Consider the following 17,481-nt stretch of genomic DNA (forward strand, 5'->3'; position numbering starts at 1 on the left):
CCCGGGCGGGTTTGCGGACGACGCGCCGGGGGGCATTGACGGTGATCGGCTCAGCCAGTAGACCTTGGTGATGGAGGCCCGGCCATGACGAATGCCCCGTTGACCCTGGAGGAGCTGCGGGTCGCCGTCGCAGGCGGTGACATCGACACCGTGGTGCTGGCGCTCGTCGACATGCAGGGCCGATTGCAGGGCAAACGGTTCCACGCGCCGTATTTCCTCGACGAGGTGGTCGGGCACGGCAGCGAGGGCTGCAACTACCTGCTCGCGGTGGACGTCGAGATGAACACCGTCGACGGCTACGAGATGTCCAGCTGGGAACGCGGCTACGGCGACTTCGGCATGGTGCCGGACCTGCGGACGCTGCGCCGGGTGCCGTGGCAGCCGGGCACCGCCATGCTGCTGGCCGACCTGGCCTGGCCGGCGACTGGTTCCGGTCCGAGCGGCGGTGCAGGTCCGGGTGGCGGGCCCGGGTCTGGTGGGGCTGGGTCCGGCGGTGCCGGTACGGGTGACCGTGGCGGTCCGGTGGTGGCGTCGCCTCGGCAGATCCTGCGCGGCCAGCTCGACCGGCTGGCCGAGCACGGCCTCAGCGCGTACGCCGGGACGGAACTGGAGTTCGTGCTGTTCCGTGACTCGTACGAGGATGCCTGGCGGCGCGGCTACCGCGAGCTGACCCCGGCGAACCAGTACAACGTGGACTACTCGCTGCTCGGCACGGCCCGGGTGGAACCGCTGCTGCGGCGGATCCGCACCGAGATGGCCGGCGCCGGGCTCACCCCGGAGAGCGCCAAGGGCGAGTGCAACCTCGGCCAGCACGAGATCGCGTTCCGCTACGCCGACGCGCTCACCTGCGCCGACAACCACGTGATCTACAAGAACGGAGCCAAGGAGATCGCCGCCCAGGAGGGTATGTCGATCACCTTCATGGCCAAGCCGAACGCCCGGGAGGGAAACTCCTGCCACATCCACTTCTCGCTGCGGGACCGCGCCGGCCGCTCGGCGATGCTGGGCGACGGCCCGGCCCAGCTCTCCGAGACCGGGCAGCGGGTGCTGGCCGGGTTGCTGGCCACCATGCGGGAGTTCAGCGTGCTGTTCGCGCCCAACATCAACTCGTACAAGCGGTACCAGCCCGGCTCGTTCGCGCCGACCGCGCTGCGCTGGGGCGTCGACAACCGTACCTGCGCGCTGCGGGTGGTCGGGCACGGCCAGGGCATGCGGGTGGAGAACCGGGTGCCCGGCGCGGACGTCAACCCGTACCTGGCCATCGCCGGTCTGATCGCCGGCGCGTTGCACGGCGTCGAACGGCGGTTGCCGCTGGAGCCGGAGCTGACCGGCAACGCCTACGGTGATCCGGACGCACCCCGGGTGCCTGGCACGCTGCGGGACGCCCTGACCCTCTGGGAGGCGTCCGAGACCGCCCGGGAGGCGTTCGGGGCCGAGGTCGTCGCGCACTACGCCAACCAGGCCAGGGTGGAACTGGCCGCCTTCGACGCCGCCGTCACCGACTGGGAGCTGGTCCGTGGTTTCGAACGGCTCTGAGCCCCACGGGGTCTCGAACGGCTCTGAACCCCACCGGGTCACCCGGGTCCGCAACCCGGCCACCGGGGAGGTGATCGCGGAGGTCCCGGAGACGTCGGTCGAGGAGACCGACGCGGCGATCGAGCGGGCGGCGGTCGCGTTCGAACGGTGGCGGGCGGTCGCCCCGGCCGACCGGGCCCGGCTGCTCCGGCGGTTCGCGGCGACGGTGGACGCCCACCGCGACGAGCTGGCCGACCTGGAGGTACGCAACGCCGGGCACACCCTGGGCAACGCGCGCTGGGAGGCGGGCAACGTCCGGGACGTCCTGGACTACTACGCGGGCGCGCCCGAGCGGCTCACCGGCCGGCAGATCCCGGTGCCCGGTGGCCTCGACGTCACCTTCCACGAACCGCTCGGGGTGGTCGGGGTCATCGTGCCGTGGAACTTCCCGATGCCCATCGCCGGCTGGGGATTCGCCCCGGCGCTCGCGGCCGGCAACACCGTCGTGCTCAAGCCCGCCGAACTCACCCCGCTGACCGCGCTGCGGCTGGCCGAACTGGCCACCGAGGCCGGGTTGCCGGACGGGGTGTTCACGGTGCTGCCGGGCCGGGGCGGAGTGGTGGGGGAACGGTTCGTCACCCACCCGGCGGTCCGGAAGATCTGTTTCACCGGTTCCACCGAGGTCGGTACCCGGATCATGGCCGGCTGCGCCGCCCAGGTGAAGCGGCTGACCCTGGAGCTGGGCGGCAAGAGCGCCAACATCGTCTTCGCGGACGCCGACCTGGCCAAGGCGGCGGCCAGCGCACCGTACGCGGTCTTCGACAACGCCGGCCAGGACTGCTGCGCGCGGTCCCGGATCCTGGTGCAGCGCGAGGCGTACGACCGGTTTCTCGAACTGCTGGAGCCGGCGGTGCGGGCGTTCCGGGTGGCCGACCCGGCGGACGAGGCCGCCGAGATGGGTCCGCTGATCTCTTCGGCCCAGCGGGACCGGGTGGCGTCGTACGTCGCGGACGCCCGGGTGGCGTACGCGGGGAACTGCCCCGCCGGCCCGGGCTTCTGGCACGCCCCGACGGTGCTGCTCGCCGAGTCGACCGCGGACCGGCACTGGCGCGAGGAGATCTTCGGACCGGTCGTCTCGGTGCTGCCGTTCGCCGACGAGGCCGAGGCCGTGGCGCTGGCAAACGACACCGAGTACGGGCTGTCCGGGTCGATCTGGACCCGGGACGTGGGCCGGGCACTGCGGCTGGCCCGGGCCGTCGAGTCGGGCAACCTGAGCGTCAACTCGCACTCGTCGGTGCGGTACTGGACGCCGTTCGGTGGGATGAAGCGGTCCGGCCTGGGCCGCGAACTGGGCCCCGACGCGCTGCATGCCTTCACCGACGTCAAGAACGTGTTCATCTCGACCGAGGAGTGACGAGTGCGGGATCGTCTTGCCGACCGGGTGGCCGTGGTCACCGGCGCGGGCAGCGGGATCGGCCTGGCCACCGCCCGGCGGTTCGCCGCCGAGGGCGCCCGGGTGATCTGCGTGGACATCGCGGCGGACCCGGGTCGGGCCGCCGCCGAAGAGGTGGGCGGCGAGTACGTCGAATGCGACGTCGCCGACGAGACGGCGGTGCGCGAGCTGTTCGATCGCGTCGCCGAGCGGCACGGCCGGATCGACGTGGCCTTCAACAACGCCGGCATCTCGCCGCCCGACGACGACTCCATCCTCGAAACCGACCTGGCCGCCTGGGAACGGGTGCTCCGGGTCAACACCACGAGCGTCTACCTGGGCTGCAAGTACGTCATCCCGCACATGCTCCGCCAGGGCAAGGGCTCGATCATCAACACCGCCTCCTTCGTCGCGCTGATGGGCGCGGCGACCTCGCAGATCGCGTACACCGCGAGCAAGGGCGGGGTGCTGGCGATGACCCGGGAGTTGGGCGTGCAGTTCGCCCGGCAGGGCATCCGGGTCAACGCGCTGTGTCCCGGGCCGATCGCCACGCCGCTGCTGCTGGAGCTGTTCGCCGCCGACCCGGAGCGGGCCGCCCGGCGGCTGGTCCACGTGCCGATGGGCCGGTTCGGTGAACCGTCCGAGATCGCCGCGGCGGTCGCCTTCCTGGCCAGCGACGACTCGTCCTTCATGACCGCCGCGCAGTTCGTGGTGGACGGCGGCATCACCGGCGCCTACGTCACGCCACTGTGAGCGTGAGGAGTGAGCCGGGTTTGCGAGCCCCGCAGTCGCGAACGCGGGGGGCACTGTGAGCGTGAGGAGTGAGCCGGGTTTGCGAGCCCCGCAGTCGCGAACGGGAGGGAACCTTTGAGCGGACGTTCCCGGCGGCCGTTGATCGGTGTCACCACGTACGCGACCCCGGCGTCCTTCCGGGTCTGGACGGACCTGCCGGCAGTGGTGCTGCCGTACGCCTATGTGGCGATGGTCACCGAAGCGGGCGGCCGGGCGGTGCTGCTGCCGCCGGACGGCGCCGACGCCGGGGTGTTGGACTCGCTCGACGGCCTGGTCTTCGCCGGCGGCGAGGACATCGGCCCGGAACGGTACGACGAGCGGCCCGGACCGTACGTCGACAGCGACCCCGGGCGGGACGACGGGGAGTTCACCCTGCTGGCCGGTGCCCTCGCGGCGGATCTGCCGGTGCTCGGCATCTGCCGGGGGATGCAACTGCTGGTGGTGGGGCGGGGCGGGCGGTTGCACCAGCACCTGCCCGAGGTGCTCGGCCACGACCGGCACCGGCCGGCGCCGGGGGTGTACGGGCGGCACGGCGTACGGTTCGCCCCGGGCAGCCTGGCTGCCGACGTGATGGCCGGCTCCGACGCGGTGAACAGCTACCACCATCAGGGCATCGCCGATCCGGGTGAGCTGCGGGTGACCGGTTGGGCGGACGACGGACTGATCGAGACGGTGGAGGACCCGGTCCGGCGGTTCGTGCTCGGGGTGCAGTGGCATCCGGAGCGCGACGGTGACGTCCGCCCGTTCGCCGCGCTGGTCCACGCGGCCGTCGCGCCCCCGGCCACCGCGCCCCCGGCCCCCGGACGCCCCGTCATTGGCGGCCGGGTCAGCGAGTCCACGACCACCGACCCCGCGGCTGCGGGGCCCACGGCTGCCGAGCGGACCACATAGTGCGCTGTCCGGGGTGGTTCGTCGGTGGGTGGGGACGGCCGTGAGAGTTCGCCGTCGACACCGTGAGTGATGATACCGGCGGACATCACGCCCCTGACGTTCGGTAGTCGCCCGAGCGGGCTCGTCCACCGCCTCGTCCTCGCTTTGCAATGCTTCCCTCCTGGCAACACCGCTGCTGGGCTGCGGTAATGCTCGACGCCCGGGTTTCTTCGGATCGGACTGCTGGTTACCCGGTGTGCCTGTCGCCTGGAGGGAAGCATTGCAAAGGAAGGTGAGGGCACCCGGGCGGGGGTGACTGGCGTTCACTTTCGGTGATCGGGCGCCCTCGGATGATGGTTCGGCGATCCGGTGTCGGCGTGTGGACGCCGCGCCGAGCCCCGAGCCCCGAGCCCCGAGCCCCGAGCCCCGAGCCCCGAGCGCCGAGCCCCGAGCCCCGAGCCCCGAGCGCCGAGCCCTGAGCCCCGAGCCCCGAGCGCCGAGCCCCGAGCCCCGAGCGCCGAGCGCCGAGCCCTGGAGGCAGGGCGCCGGGCCAGCGAACATCCAGGATCACTGGGGTCGGGCCTTCGGGGGTCCGCCCTTCACCGAGCGGCCGGCCATTCGCCGAGCGGCCGGCGGTTCGCCGAGCGGCCGGCGGTTCGCCGAGCGGCCGGCCGTCAGCCGCGCGGCCGAGGAAGCCGGGTCCGGGCGGGTGATCCGGGTGCCCCGGCAGGTTGGTCGGGCGATTGGGTTATTTTCCAGGAGCGTCAGGGTAGGAGGCGAGCTGGACGGACGGGCCGACCTGGGCCGTCAGTGATCCGTCCATGGCAGGAGGTTCGATGAGCCCGGCTCTCGGGGCCAGCGGCGACGACTCGGCGGCCGGGCTGGGCAACGCCGAATCGACGCTGCCGACCGGGCCAGCGGCGCCACGATCGTCGCCGGCCGCCTCGGCGGGCGGGTCGACCCCGGCGCCACGCTCGTCGCCGGCTGCAATGTCGGGCGGATCGCTCCCGGAACAGAGCGGCGGCCGGGCTGCCGGTCACCGCGCGGTAGAACCACGGTCGTCGCCGGTCACGCCGTCCGGAGGGCCGGCGGCGGTTCCGCTCGGTCTGGCGGCGGCGGTTCCGCCCGGTCTGGCGGCGGCGATGGCCGACGGTGGGGAGTTGGGGCGACGGGTCGCCGAGCTGGACTGGGCGGCCACCCCGCTCGGAGCGCCCGTGGACTGGCCGGACAGCCTGCGCGAGCTGGTCAGCATGATGCTGGTCTCCAGCGCCCAGATCGTGCTGTTCTGGGGCGAGGACTACCGGGCCATCTACAACGACGCCTACCGGCCGACCATCGGCGACATGCACCCGGGGGCGCTCGGCGAACCGGCCCGGGAGCACTGGTCGGAGACGTGGGACGTGCTGGGACCGCTGCTTGACCGGGTACGCCGGACCGGCCGGGCCTTCCACGCGACCGACCACCCGTTCCTGCTGGACCGGCGGGGCTTCGTCGAGCAGGTGTACTTCGACATCTCGTACGATCCGGTGCGGCTGGCGGACGGCACGGTGGGCGGGGTCTACTGCATCGTCACCGAGACCACCGGACGGGTCCTCGGCGAGCGCCGGCTGCGTACCCTGGCTGACCTGGGGCGCGAACTGGCCGGGCGGACCAGCTCGGCCGAGCTGGCCCGCGCCGCCGTCGAGGTGTTCGGTCGCGGTCCGGACGATCTCCCGCTGGCCCTGCTCTATCTGCGGGACGAGCAGACCGGCCGGGTGGCTCTCGCCGGTAGCACCGGCGTCGTTCCGGCGGCCGTTCGCGACACCGCCCCGGGCCCGCCGCCCGCGCTGGGCGCGGTGTTGGCCGGGGGGTCGCGGCGGACCGCGCCGATCGAGGACTTCCTGACCGACGTACCGGCCGGGGTGGATCGCGAGCTGACCATCGAGCCGCTCACCGCCGGCACCGAACTCGCGGGCGCGCTGGTGGTGGGGGCGAACACCCGACTCGCCCGCAACGACGACTACCGCACCTTCCTCAGCCTGCTGACGAGCCAGCTCTCGACGGCGTTGGCCAGCCAACGGGCCTACGCGCACGAGCGGGCCCGGGCCGCCGAACTGGCCGCGCTGGACCAGGCCAAGACCAACTTCTTCGCCAACGTCAGCCACGAGTTCCGCACCCCGCTCACGCTGATCCTCGGGCCGCTGGAAACGGCGCTCGGTGACCCGGAACTGCCGCCGCGTTACGAGCAGAGCCTGGCGATGATGCACCGCAACGCGCTGCGGCTGCTCAAGCTCGTCAACACGGTGCTCGACTTCTCGCAGCTGGAGACCGGCCGGTTGCAGGCCCACTACCAGCGGACCGATCTGGCCGACTACACCGCCCGGGTGGCCAGCACGTTCCGGTCGGCCACCGACCGGGCCGGGCTGCGGCTCGTGGTGGACTGCCCGCCACTGCCCGAACCGGTGTACGTCGACCGGGACATGTGGGAAAAGATCATTCTCAACCTGCTCTCCAACGCCCTGAAGTTCACCTTCACCGGCGCGATCACCGTGCGGGTCCGGGCCGACGGCGCCGTCGCCCGGCTTGTGGTCGCGGACACCGGCGTCGGGATCGCGCAGTCCGAACTCCCCCGGATCTTCGAACGGTTCCACCGGGTGACCGGGGCCCAGTCCCGGACCCACGAGGGCACCGGCATCGGCCTGGCCCTGGTACGGGAACTGGCCGAGTTGCACGGCGGTTCGGTCGAGGCACACAGCGTGCTGGATCGGGGCAGCCAGTTCGTCGTCACCGTCCCGTTCGGCCGGGACCACCTGCCGGCCGACCGGGTCGAGGAGGCGGGCGCGGAGGTCGACGGCGAGGCCGTGCGGCTCCTGCTGGAGGAGAACGGGTGGCGGGACGACCCGGCGCCCCCCGGCGAACCGGAGGTGGCGGCCGGGGTCGCGGGCCGGCCGGCCGGCCGGGTGCTCGTGGTGGACGACAACGCGGACCTGCGCGACCACGTGGCCCGGCTGCTGCGCCCGTACTGGCAGGTGGAGACCGCGGCGGACGGGCTGGTCGCGTTCGAGTTGGCGGTGGGTACCCCGTTCGACCTGGTGCTGACCGACGTGATGATGCCCCGGCTGGACGGGGTCGGCCTGGTCCGGCGGCTGCGGGCGGCACCGGAGACCCGGCACGTACCGATCGTCGTGCTCTCCGCCCGGGCGGGGGCGGCGGACGCGGTGCGGGGCCTCGACGCCGGCGCCGACGACTACCTGGTGAAGCCGTTCGCCGGCCAGGAACTGATCGCCCGGGTGCGCTCGAACGTCGAACTCGGTCAGCTACGTGGCCAGATCATCCAGCGGCTACGGGCGTTGGCCGACGCGGCCGTCGCGATCAACACGGCGCGTACCACGAATGACGTCCTGAGGGCGGCGGCCCGGCACGCCCGGGAGCTGGTCCGGGCGGGTCGGGTGGTGGCGAGTGTGCCCACCGCCCGGTTCGAGGCGGGCGACGGTGGCGCGCCGGGAACGCCCTCGGTGACGGTCCCCCTGGTCGGCACCACCGGCGACGACCTGGGCGAGCTGCGGGTGTGGCCGGAGGATGATCCGGGCGGTGCCGATGACGCGGCCCTCACCCAGCTCGCCCGGCTCATCGGGGTCCGGCTGGAGAACGCCCGGCTGTACGAGACCGAGCACCAGATCGCCACCACGCTCCAGCACAGCCTGCTGCCCGAGTCCCTGCCCCGGGTGCCGGGTGTCATGCTGGCCAGCCGGTACCTGCCGGGCACCACCGACGTCGAGGTGGGCGGCGACTGGTACGACGTGTTCGTCGTACCCGACGGCGGCCTCGCGCTGGTGATCGGCGACGTGGTGGGCAAGGGGGTCCGGGCCGCCGCCGCGATGGGACAGCTGCGCAACGCGCTGCGGGCGTACCTGCTGGAGGGCTTCGACCCGGGTCAGGCGCTGAACCGGCTCAACCGGCTGGTCTGGTCGACCGCCCGCCGTTCGTTCGCCACCGTGGCGTGCCTGGCCCTCGACCCGGCCACGGGCCGGCTGCGGTACGCCAGCGCCGGTCACCCGACGCCGCTTGTCATCACGTCGGACGGTGCCGCCGACCACCTGCACGACCGGGCGCTCGGGCCGCCGATCGGCGCGCTGGCCGGCACCGACTACCCGACGAGGGAGACCGACCTGCGGCAGGGCAGTCGGCTTCTGTTGTACACCGACGGGCTGATCGAGGATCGCGAGTCGGACATCGACGGCGGAATCGAGTGGCTGCGTACCCGGGCCGCCATCCCCGCCGACCACGTGGAAGACCTGGTGAACGTCCTGGTCGACGAGATCACCAGCCGGTCGCGGCGGGACGACGTCGCGCTGCTGGCCGTCGAGGCGGCCGAACCGCACCACCTGACGCTGCGGTTGTCCACCGACCCGACCCAGTTGACAGTGCTGCGCCGGCGGCTGGAGGACTTCCTGGTGGCGCACGACGTCAGCGAGGCCGACCGGTTCGACCTGGCCGTCGCCATCTCGGAGGCCGCCGCCAACGCGATCGAGCACCCGCGGACGCCCCGCGAACCGTTCATCCGGCTCACCGTGACGGTCGCCGACGGTGACCTGACGGCGGTCATCCGGGACAGCGGGCAGTGGCGGGAGGCGACGACGGCCGGTTTCCGTGGCCGAGGGCTGGCGCTGATCGGGGCGCTCGCCGAGTTGACCGTGAGCCGGGGCCCGGACGGCACCACCGTCGCCCTGCACCGGCGGCTGCACCGGACGGGCCACCGGGGAAACCTGGCGCACTGAGGGACGCCAGCGCGCCGGCACGACGGCCGGCGCTCGCCAGGCCGGTCGGCGGGTTCGGCCGGTGGGGTCAGTCGGTGACCAGCCAGGGTTGGTCACCGAGGCCGGAGATCTCGAGCACCCGGCGCACCTGCCGGGACGGCAGCACGGTGAGCCCGTCGGTGAACCGCTCGGCCAGCCGGACGACGGCGTGGATGGCGGCCGAGTCGAAGAACGAGACGGAACGCAGATCCAGGGTCACCCGCCGGCCACCGTCCTGGGTGGCGGCCCGGACCATCGCGTCGGCGGTGGCCATGTCGACCTCGCCGGAGACGAGTACCCGTACATGGTCGCCCTCGACCTCGGCGGTGGCGGCGAAGAAGGATTCCGGATCCACTTGATCCACGTGGACACCATGGCACAGCGGGGGAACCGGAGCAACAAACGCGGCGACCCTTTGGTGGCGTAGCTCACGCCGGTATCTGTGACGCGCCGCACTCGGCCGGGATTCGCGCTGGTCAGTCGGGTCGCCTCCGCCCGATCGGCGGCGCCGGACGGCTGGTCGGGTGGATCATCCGGCGGCGATAGGCTGGTAGGCATGACCGTCCGTGCGCCGCTCACCCCCGGCACGCTCTCCCCGTGGCGAGCCGTGCCGCCTCACATCGCCCGTCCCGAGTACGTCGGTAAGAAGCAGCCCCGGCAATGGCACGGCTCGCACGTGCAGACGGCCGAGACGATCGAGAAGATGCGGATCGCCGGGCGCCTCGCCGCGCAGGCCACCCAGCTCGCCGGCGAGCACTGCAAGCCCGGGGTGACCACGGACGAGATCGACCGGGTGGTACACGAGTTCCTCACCGACCATGGGGCGTACCCGTCGACGCTGGGCTACAAGGGCTTCCCGAAGTCCTGCTGCACCAGCCTCAACGAGGTGATCTGCCACGGTATCCCCGACTCCACCGTGCTGATGGACGGCGACATCATCAACGTCGACGTCACCGCGTACATCGACGGGGTGCACGGCGACACGGACGCGACGTTCTGCGTGGGTGAGGTCGCCGAGGAGGCCCGCCTGCTGGTGGAACGGACCCACGAGGCGATGATGCGGGGCATCCGGTCGGTGCGGCCCGGACGGCAGATCAACGTGATCGGCCGGGTGATCGAGTCGTACGCCCGCCGGTTCGGCTACGGGGTGGTCCGCGACTTCACCGGACACGGCATCGGGGAGACGTTCCACAGCGGGCTCTACATCCCGCACTACGACAGCCCGCGGCCCACCGACATCATGGAGCCCGGGATGACGTTCACGATCGAGCCGATGATCTGCCTCGGCACCTACGAGTACGACGTGTGGGACGACGGCTGGACCGTGGTGACCAAGGACCGGAGATGGACGGCGCAGTTCGAGCACACGATCGTCGTGACCGACGACGGCCACGAGATCCTGACGCTCCCATGACGGAGGCCCCGGCAGCGCTCCGTGAGGCGCACCACGCGGATATCTCGGGCGGCTGGCTTCGGCCAGCCGTCTTCGGTGCCATGGACGGTCTGGTCACCAACATCGCGCTGATCGCCGGTGTGGGCGGCGGCGGTGTCGCCCCGCGCAGCGTGGTGCTGACCGGCGTGGCCGGCCTGGTCGCCGGCGCCATCTCGATGGGGCTCGGCGAGTACACGAGCGTCCGGTCCGCCAACGAGCAGGTGGCCAACGAGGTGGCCAAGGAGCGGCGGGAGCTGGAACGGCATCCCGAGGCGGAGGCGCGGGAACTCGCCAAGGCGTGGACCGACCGCGGCCTGCCGGCCGAACTCGCCGAACAGGTGGCGCACGCCATCAAGCAGAACCCGGAGGAGGCGCTGCGGGTCCATGTCCGGGAGGAACTGGGGATCGATCCGGACGACCAGCCCAGCCCGTGGACGGCGGCCATCTCGTCGCTGCTGTGTTTCTCGGTGGGCGCCCTGGTGCCGCTGCTGACGTACCTGCTGGGTTTCACCAGCCTCTGGCTGGCGCTCACGGTGGGCGGCGTCGGCCTGTTCGTCGCCGGTGCCGTGGTCGCCCGGTTCACCAACCGGCGGTGGTGGCTCAGCGGCGGTCGGCAGTTGCTGCTGGGCGCCGCGGCCACCCTCGTCACGTACCTGGTCGGCAGGCTGATCGGCGTCTCCGGCGCCCTCGGCTAGGGTCCGCCCGGTCCGGCCGGCCGGGTGGTGCCGACGGGCCCTGCGGTGCCGGCCGGCCCGATGGTGCCAACCGGCCCTGCGGTGCTGGCTGGCCGGGCGGTTCCGGCGGGCTGGGCGGTGGGGCTGGCAGTGGTGGTGCCGCCCGGCGGGGTGCCGGTGGGCGCCGGCCGGTGACGGATCAGCCCAGGTGGCGTAGCCGGGGCCAGATCCGCGACCAGGCTGCGGTCATGCCCCGGCACAGCCAGATCGGCGTGCCCTGCTCGTCGTTGTCCACCCCGTAGCCGTTGTCGTTCCGGGCGGCCAGCGTCACCGAACCGCAGTACCCGGCCAACTGCTCGACCCGGCCACCGATGACGATCACCGGGCCGGTGGCGGTGTCCGGGGGTGGACCCCAGCGCCAGTACGCCAGGTGCGGGCTGTACGGCCGGGGCAGGCCGAGGGCCGGTCCGTACCGGTCGATGGCGCCGGCCTCCCCGTAGTTGCTGGCCAGGATCACCGCGGTGGCCCGGTCGTCGGTCGGTAACGAGTTGTAGACCCCCGCCACCGTGCGGGTCAGCTCCTGCCACCCCACCGTCTCACCGGCGTCGTAGTTCACCGCGGCCTCGGGGGTGCCCGGGAGCATCGTGGCCGGATAGACCGGCAGGCCGAGGGCCACGCTCGCGGCGCCGTTGACGGCCAGCGCGCCCGCCGTCAGAGCCTCGCGCCGCCGGCCGGTGGCCCGCCGCACCCAGCCCAGCGTCGCGATGGCCCCGGCGGCGACCAGCCCCGGATAGGCACCCGCCGGGTAGTACTCGCGGCCGCCGGTGGCCAGCACCAGGGCCAGCACGATCAGGTACGCCACACCGAGAAAGCGGTACGGCCGGGCGTCCGGGACGCGCAGCAACCGCCACAGGCCGGCGATCCAGAAGGCGGTGGCCGGCGGGCCCAGGATCAGCAGCTGGCTCGGCAGCAGGCCCAACCGGCCGCCGAAGTCGGCGTCCTGGCGGATCACCGAGGTCATCTCCAACTGCGGCCAGCCGTGTACGGCCTGCCACCACAGGTTCGGCGCCCACAGCGCGGCGGCGACCGCGGCACCGATCCACAGCGCCGGCCGGCGCAGCAACGAACGCGGTCCGACCAGCAGAAGCGCCCCGGCGAGGGCGATCAGGAACAGCACCGGCAAGGTCTTGGCGAGCAGGCCGACCCCCACCACCGGGCCGAGCGCGAGCAACGTGCTGTCGTCGCGGGTGCGAACCCAGCGGGCCAGCAACCACGCCACGGCGGTCCAGCAGGCGATGTCGAACGGGGTGGTGCTGAGCAGGTGACCAGAGATGATCACAACGGGCGCCGTCAGCCAGCCGACGGCCGCCAGGAACTGCGCCCGGCGGTCGCCGCCAAGTTCCCGGGTGAGCAGGCCGACCAGCAGTACGGTGGCCGCCACGACGAGCGCCGACGGCAGCCGGAGTGCGGTCAGCGAGCCGCCCGTGAGGGTGTCGGTGGACCGCGCCAGCGCCGGCAGCAGCGGCGGCTGGTCGTCGTACCCCCAGGCGAGGTGGCGGCCGGCGACCCGGTAGTAGAGCTCGTCGCGGTGATAGCCGTACCGCCCGGCGAAGGCCAGCAGCAGTCCCGCGCCGATCGTCGCCACCCCCAGCAGCGGGATCCAGGCGATCGGCGCCGTGGCATCATCGCCCGGCGGCGCGGTCCCGACCGACCCGCCCGGACCGGCCGGGAGGGCGGGCCCGGTCCGGGACAGCTCGTCGGTCATCCGCTCAGCGTATCGGCGACTGTCGACCCCGCGGTTCCCACGTCAGGGTGGCCCGCCCGTCCCGGTCGGCGGCCCCGTCTCGCCGGGTGGCCCCGTCCCGGTCGGGGGCTCCCGGGGTCGGCCGGTCGGCCGGTTGCGGGTCGGCCGGGTGGGTTCCCCGGTGAGGTTTCCGCAGACCGCTGCCGGTCGGGGTTGATTCAGGCCGAGCCCGGTGACTCCAGCCGGAACACGGCGATCTCCCGGTGAGCCGCGCGCCGGGCATAGGTCCGGTACGGCGGCCACTCGGTCACCAGCAGGCCCCAGAGCCGGTCTCGCTCCGCACCCTCGACCCGACGGGCCCGTACCGCCCTCCGGGCGCCGCCGACGGTGATGGTGGCCGCCGGCTCGGCCAGCAGGTTGAGCGCCCAGGCCGGGTGGTGGGGCTTTCCCCAGTTCGAACCGGCCACCACGAATGCGTCCCCGTCCTTGACGTACAGCAGCGGGTTGTCCCGGGGCTGCCCGGAACGCCGACCGGTGGTCGTGATCATCAAGGACGGCACCACGCCGAGGGCGACCACCCGTCCCCGGGTGAGCCGCCCGACCAGCCGGTCGGCCGGTACCACCATCCCGAAGACGGCGGCGAACCATGACTCGTGGCCCAACCGGCGGGCGAGCCTGCGTAGCGGTGACACCAGGTCAGTGTAAGGAAGGGCCCCCTGTTATCGCTTTTTGTAGAACAAGGGCCCCCGCTTAACGGGGTGGTCCGGAATGTCAGGCCGGGCGGCCGGGAAAGGCGACGGTCGCCGGCGCGACACCGGCGAGCCGGCGCCATCGGGTGGCCCGGACCGCGCAGTCGGTCAACCCGGCGAGCGCGATCCGCCGCTGGTCCCCGTCGAGGACGGCCAGGGTGGCCCGCCAGACGGCGGCCGTGCGCTCCTCGACCTGTACGGCGAGTCTCAGCGCGCTAGTCGCGTCGGTCACCGGGAACGGCAGGGCGTACGCCGCCGCCCGCTCCGGTGCCGACGTGCCCCGGGTGGACAGCAGCAGCACCAACTGGTCCCGCCGATCCCGGTGCGCCGTCTCGGCCGCCCGGGCGGCTGTGGCCCGGTCGCCGGACAGCCGCACCCCGATCGGCCCGTACGCGAAGATGGCCGCGTGCTCGGCCTCCAGCGCCGCCACCAGTCGGGTGCCGTCGTCGCTCATGTCGGTTCCTCGCCGCGCTCGGAGCCGTCATGAGGCTCATCGGCCCTGTGCCTGCTGATGCGCTCGCTGCGTCTGATCCGCTCATGGCGTTCGCTCATGCCGGTTCCTCGCCGCGCTCGGAGCCGGCGCCCTGGCCCGTTCATCGCAGCACCTCGACGTGGGTGGCCCGGGCGGCCGTCACCGAGCCGACCAGCGCGGCCTGCCGGGCCGGCACGGTCAGGCAGGCCGCTGCGGCCGTACGCTGCGCCCGCTGTTCGGCCTGGCGGAGGGCGCTCAGCGCCGCGGCACTGTCACCCGCCGGATCCGTCCCGGTGGTGCCGGTGGAGCTGGCGCCCGGCACCGGCGTGCCCGCGGCCCGGGCCAACTCGGTGGCGTGCGCGCGGTGCGCCGCGGCGATCGGACCGAGCCGGTCGGCCAGGTCGGGATGGGCCGCCGCGGTGGCCTCGTGCCGGGCGGCCAGGTCGAGCGCCTCGGTGATCAGGGGCGTGAGCGGGTCGGGCGTGGGCTTCGGCTCGGGGTCGTCGAAGAGCCCGCAGCCGGTCACCGGGACCAGGCCAGCGGTCACGGTCGCCGCCGCCGCACCTCGCAGCAGCCGGCGGCGCGACCACCGCACCGGCCCGTCATCCTGCCCTGTCGTGTCGGTCCGCACCCGCCAAGTCAACACCATCAGCCCTCGACCGGGCGCGGTGCCCGGGTGGTGGCAGGGCGCGGCCGGAGGGCCCGGTCGGTGCGCCGACGCGGCCGTCCGCCGGCCAGCGCGTTACGCTCTGCGCAGCCGCCGGGCGCGTATCGCCCGGGGGCGTACTGGCTTGGCTGCCCGCAGCGGGTAGCGCGACCACCGAGGGGGTGCGGAGATGACGCAGCGTGGCCGTGCCTCCGGCCGGTCATCCGCCGGCCCACGGGCCGGTGGGCGGACCCGGACGGGTGACCGTCCTCGTGGCGGTGACCGCCCGCGCGGCGACGAGCGCCCCCGCGGGGATCTCGCGACCCAACGGCAGCGGTTACGTGAGGTCATCGAACCGGTGATCGTCGCGGCCGGGTACGACCTGGAGGACCTGTCGGTCTCCCGGGCCGGCCGCCGGCACGTCGTGCGGGTGATCGTCGACGGCGACGGCGGGGTGAGCCTCGACGCGGTGGCGGAGGTGTCCCGGGGAGTCTCCAAGGCGCTGGACCGGGCGGAGGAGACCGGCGGGGACCTGCTGGTCGGCGAGTACCAGTTGGAGGTCAGCTCGCCCGGTGTGGACCGCCCGCTGACGCTGCCCCGGCACTGGCGCCGCAACGTCGGCCGACTGGTCCGGGTGACCGTACGCGGTTCCGGTGGTCTGCCGGCGCAGCGGGCCGGCGGGCCGACCGGCGGTGACCGGCAGATCACGGGCCGGGTGGTGGCGGCCGACGACGAGCGGGTGACCTTCGACGTGGCGGGCGAGCCGGCGCGGTGGGAGTACCCGGAACTCGGGCCCGGCCGGGTCCAGGTGGAGTTCACCCGGATCGACGACGAGACCGACGAGGCCGGGGACGACCTTGACGAGTCCGGGGACGACTTCGACGAGGTCGGGGACGACCTTGACGAGCCCGACGGTTTCGGCGAGTCCGACGAGATCGACGATGACGACGATGATGTGGAGGACGAGGAGAGGTGAACATCGACCTCGCGGCGCTGCGCGCACTGGAGCGCGAGCGGGAGATCCCGTTCGACACGATCCTCGCGGCGATCGAGACGGCGCTGCTGACCGCGTACCGGCACACCGAGGGTGCGGAGACGCACGCCCGGGTGGAGATCGACCGCAAGACGGGCGCGGCCTCCGTGTACGCCCAGGAGTTCGACGCCGACGGCACGATGGTCCGGGAGTGGGACGACACGCCCCACGACTTCGGCCGGATCGCGGCCATGACAGCCAAGCAGGTGATCCTGCAACGGCTGCGGGAGGCCACCGACGAGGTCCACTTCGGCGAGTACGCCGGGCGGGACGGTGACCTGGTCACCGGGATCGTCCAGGCGCACGAGGCGCGGAGCGAGAAGGGCATCGTCAGCGTCGACCTGGGCAAGCTGGAGGCCGTACTGCCGCAGGCCGAGAAGGTCCCGGGGGAGCGGTACGAGCACGGGCAGCGGCTGCGGTGCGTCGTGGTCCATGTGGCGAAGAGCTTCCGGGGGCCGCAGATCACGCTGTCCCGTTCGCACCCCAACCTGGTGAAGAAGCTGTTCGCGCTGGAGGTGCCGGAGATCGCCGACGGCACGGTGGAGATCGCCGCGATCGCCCGGGAGGCCGGGCACCGCACCAAGATCGCGGTACGCTCCACGGTGGCCGGGGTGAACGCCAAGGGTGCCTGCATCGGGCCGATGGGCCAGCGGGTCCGCGCGGTGATGAGCGAGCTGCACGGCGAGAAGATCGATATCATCGACTGGTCGGATGATCCGGCCGCGTTCGTGGGCAACGCGCTCTCGCCCGCCAAGGCGCTCCGGGTCGAGGTGGTCGACGCGGCGAACCGGACGGCCCGGGTCACTGTGCCGGATTTCCAGCTTTCGCTGGCGATCGGGCGGGAAGGGCAGAATGCCCGGTTGGCGGCCCGGTTGACCGGTTGGCGGATCGACATCCGCTCCGATACGGACACCGGCTCCGGGCCCGCTCCGGCCGGTGCGCGGAGCAACGCTGAGCACGTACCGGAACCAGGCGGAGCGATCTCGGCCGGGTAGGGGTAAACTTTCTCAGTGGTACGACGTTCGCGGCCGGTGCGCACCTGTGTGGGCTGCCGTCAGCGAGCGCCGATCCACGAGTTGCTGCGGTTCGTCGCGGTCGGTGACAAGGATGGTCACACTCTCCGACCCGATCCGGATCGCAGGTTGCCGGGTCGGGGAGCGCATCTGCATCCGGATCCGGCCTGTCTCGCGCTCGCCCTGCGGCGCCGGGCTTTCGGCCGGGCGTTGCGAGTCGGTGGAGTTTCTGACACCGATGGGCTGGCCGGGTACATCCAGGCGTCAAACCCGACGTTCGATCATCCCGATCGGGCGCGGGTCGCTAGCAAGGTAGGCAGACCGACATGAGCAC

General features: G+C 72.9%; 15 protein-coding genes. 10 read left to right on the top strand and 5 right to left on the bottom strand.

The window, feature by feature from the left end; translation table 11 throughout:
- Nucleotides 1-84 precede the first annotated feature (84 nt).
- The 5 genes from ACXN5W_RS05120 (at nucleotide 85) to ACXN5W_RS05140 (ending at nucleotide 9,366) form a co-directional block, all read left to right on the top strand.
- Nucleotides 85-1,536 carry a glutamine synthetase family protein gene (locus tag ACXN5W_RS05120; RefSeq protein WP_473156975.1) on the top strand — a complete coding sequence of 484 codons (1,452 nt, stop codon included), beginning with the start codon at nucleotides 85-87 and terminating at the stop codon, nucleotides 1,534-1,536.
- Complete coding sequence (locus ACXN5W_RS05125) at nucleotides 1,517-2,929, top strand: aldehyde dehydrogenase family protein (RefSeq protein WP_473156976.1); 1,413 nt, start codon at nucleotides 1,517-1,519, stop codon at nucleotides 2,927-2,929. Before ACXN5W_RS05120 ends, ACXN5W_RS05125 begins: the two co-directional genes overlap by 20 nt.
- Before the next feature lie 3 nt (nucleotides 2,930-2,932).
- A complete protein-coding gene (locus tag ACXN5W_RS05130) occupies nucleotides 2,933-3,700 on the top strand; it encodes a 3-oxoacyl-ACP reductase (RefSeq protein ID WP_473156977.1) in 768 nt (255 codons plus the stop codon).
- A 114-nt stretch (nucleotides 3,701-3,814) separates the two neighbouring features.
- The gene (locus ACXN5W_RS05135) at nucleotides 3,815-4,630 is read left to right on the top strand and encodes a gamma-glutamyl-gamma-aminobutyrate hydrolase family protein (protein ID WP_473156978.1); all 816 of its coding nucleotides are present in this window, start codon (nucleotides 3,815-3,817) and stop codon (nucleotides 4,628-4,630) included.
- 815 nt (nucleotides 4,631-5,445) lie between these two features.
- Nucleotides 5,446-9,366: a SpoIIE family protein phosphatase gene (locus ACXN5W_RS05140; protein WP_473156979.1), complete on the top strand. Its 3,921-nt coding sequence runs from the start codon at nucleotides 5,446-5,448 to the stop codon at nucleotides 9,364-9,366.
- 67 nt (nucleotides 9,367-9,433) lie between these two features.
- On the opposite strand, the gene ACXN5W_RS05145 is transcribed toward ACXN5W_RS05140, so the two are convergent.
- A complete protein-coding gene (locus ACXN5W_RS05145) occupies nucleotides 9,434-9,748 on the bottom strand; it encodes an STAS domain-containing protein (protein WP_473156980.1) in 315 nt (104 codons plus the stop codon).
- 192 nt (nucleotides 9,749-9,940) lie between these two features.
- Between ACXN5W_RS05145 and map the strand changes: the two genes are divergently transcribed.
- Together map and ACXN5W_RS05155 are read left to right on the top strand one after the other, a co-directional pair.
- The gene (map, locus tag ACXN5W_RS05150; protein WP_473156981.1) at nucleotides 9,941-10,798 is read left to right on the top strand and encodes a type I methionyl aminopeptidase; all 858 of its coding nucleotides are present in this window, start codon (nucleotides 9,941-9,943) and stop codon (nucleotides 10,796-10,798) included.
- Nucleotides 10,795-11,511: a VIT1/CCC1 transporter family protein gene (locus tag ACXN5W_RS05155; protein ID WP_473156982.1), complete on the top strand. Its 717-nt coding sequence runs from the start codon at nucleotides 10,795-10,797 to the stop codon at nucleotides 11,509-11,511. Before map ends, ACXN5W_RS05155 begins: the two co-directional genes overlap by 4 nt.
- Before the next feature lie 178 nt (nucleotides 11,512-11,689).
- On the opposite strand, the gene ACXN5W_RS05160 is transcribed toward ACXN5W_RS05155, so the two are convergent.
- The 4 genes from ACXN5W_RS05160 to ACXN5W_RS05175 form a co-directional block, all read right to left on the bottom strand.
- The gene (locus ACXN5W_RS05160; protein ID WP_473156983.1) at nucleotides 11,690-13,255 is read right to left on the bottom strand and encodes an ArnT family glycosyltransferase; all 1,566 of its coding nucleotides are present in this window, start codon (nucleotides 13,253-13,255) and stop codon (nucleotides 11,690-11,692) included.
- Between the two features lie 197 nt (nucleotides 13,256-13,452).
- Complete coding sequence (locus ACXN5W_RS05165) at nucleotides 13,453-13,926, bottom strand: nitroreductase/quinone reductase family protein (RefSeq protein WP_473156984.1); 474 nt, start codon at nucleotides 13,924-13,926, stop codon at nucleotides 13,453-13,455.
- Between the two features lie 79 nt (nucleotides 13,927-14,005).
- Nucleotides 14,006-14,437: a ferritin-like domain-containing protein gene (locus ACXN5W_RS05170; RefSeq protein ID WP_473156985.1), complete on the bottom strand. Its 432-nt coding sequence runs from the start codon at nucleotides 14,435-14,437 to the stop codon at nucleotides 14,006-14,008.
- A gap of 139 nt (nucleotides 14,438-14,576) precedes the next feature.
- Nucleotides 14,577-15,050, bottom strand: a complete 474-nt coding sequence (locus ACXN5W_RS05175; RefSeq protein WP_473156986.1) for a hypothetical protein — start codon at nucleotides 15,048-15,050, stop codon at nucleotides 14,577-14,579.
- Between the two features lie 241 nt (nucleotides 15,051-15,291).
- On the opposite strand from ACXN5W_RS05175, the gene rimP reads away from it, so the two are divergent.
- Genes rimP through ACXN5W_RS05190 form a run of 3 tightly spaced genes read left to right on the top strand, consistent with a single transcriptional unit; the run spans nucleotide 15,292 to nucleotide 17,477 of the window.
- Nucleotides 15,292-16,077: a ribosome maturation factor RimP gene (gene rimP, locus ACXN5W_RS05180; protein ID WP_473156987.1), complete on the top strand. Its 786-nt coding sequence runs from the start codon at nucleotides 15,292-15,294 to the stop codon at nucleotides 16,075-16,077.
- On the top strand, nucleotides 16,074-17,129 hold the full coding sequence (nusA, locus tag ACXN5W_RS05185; RefSeq protein ID WP_473156988.1) for a transcription termination factor NusA: 1,056 nt from the start codon (nucleotides 16,074-16,076) through the stop codon (nucleotides 17,127-17,129). Before rimP ends, nusA begins: the two co-directional genes overlap by 4 nt.
- Before the next feature lie 15 nt (nucleotides 17,130-17,144).
- Nucleotides 17,145-17,477 (top strand): YlxR family protein, encoded by a 333-nt coding sequence (locus ACXN5W_RS05190; RefSeq protein ID WP_473156989.1) that lies wholly within the window; start codon nucleotides 17,145-17,147, stop codon nucleotides 17,475-17,477.
- The last annotated feature ends 4 nt before the right edge of the window (nucleotides 17,478-17,481 follow it).

The sequence above is a fragment of the Plantactinospora sp. A48 genome (assembly GCF_055793945.1).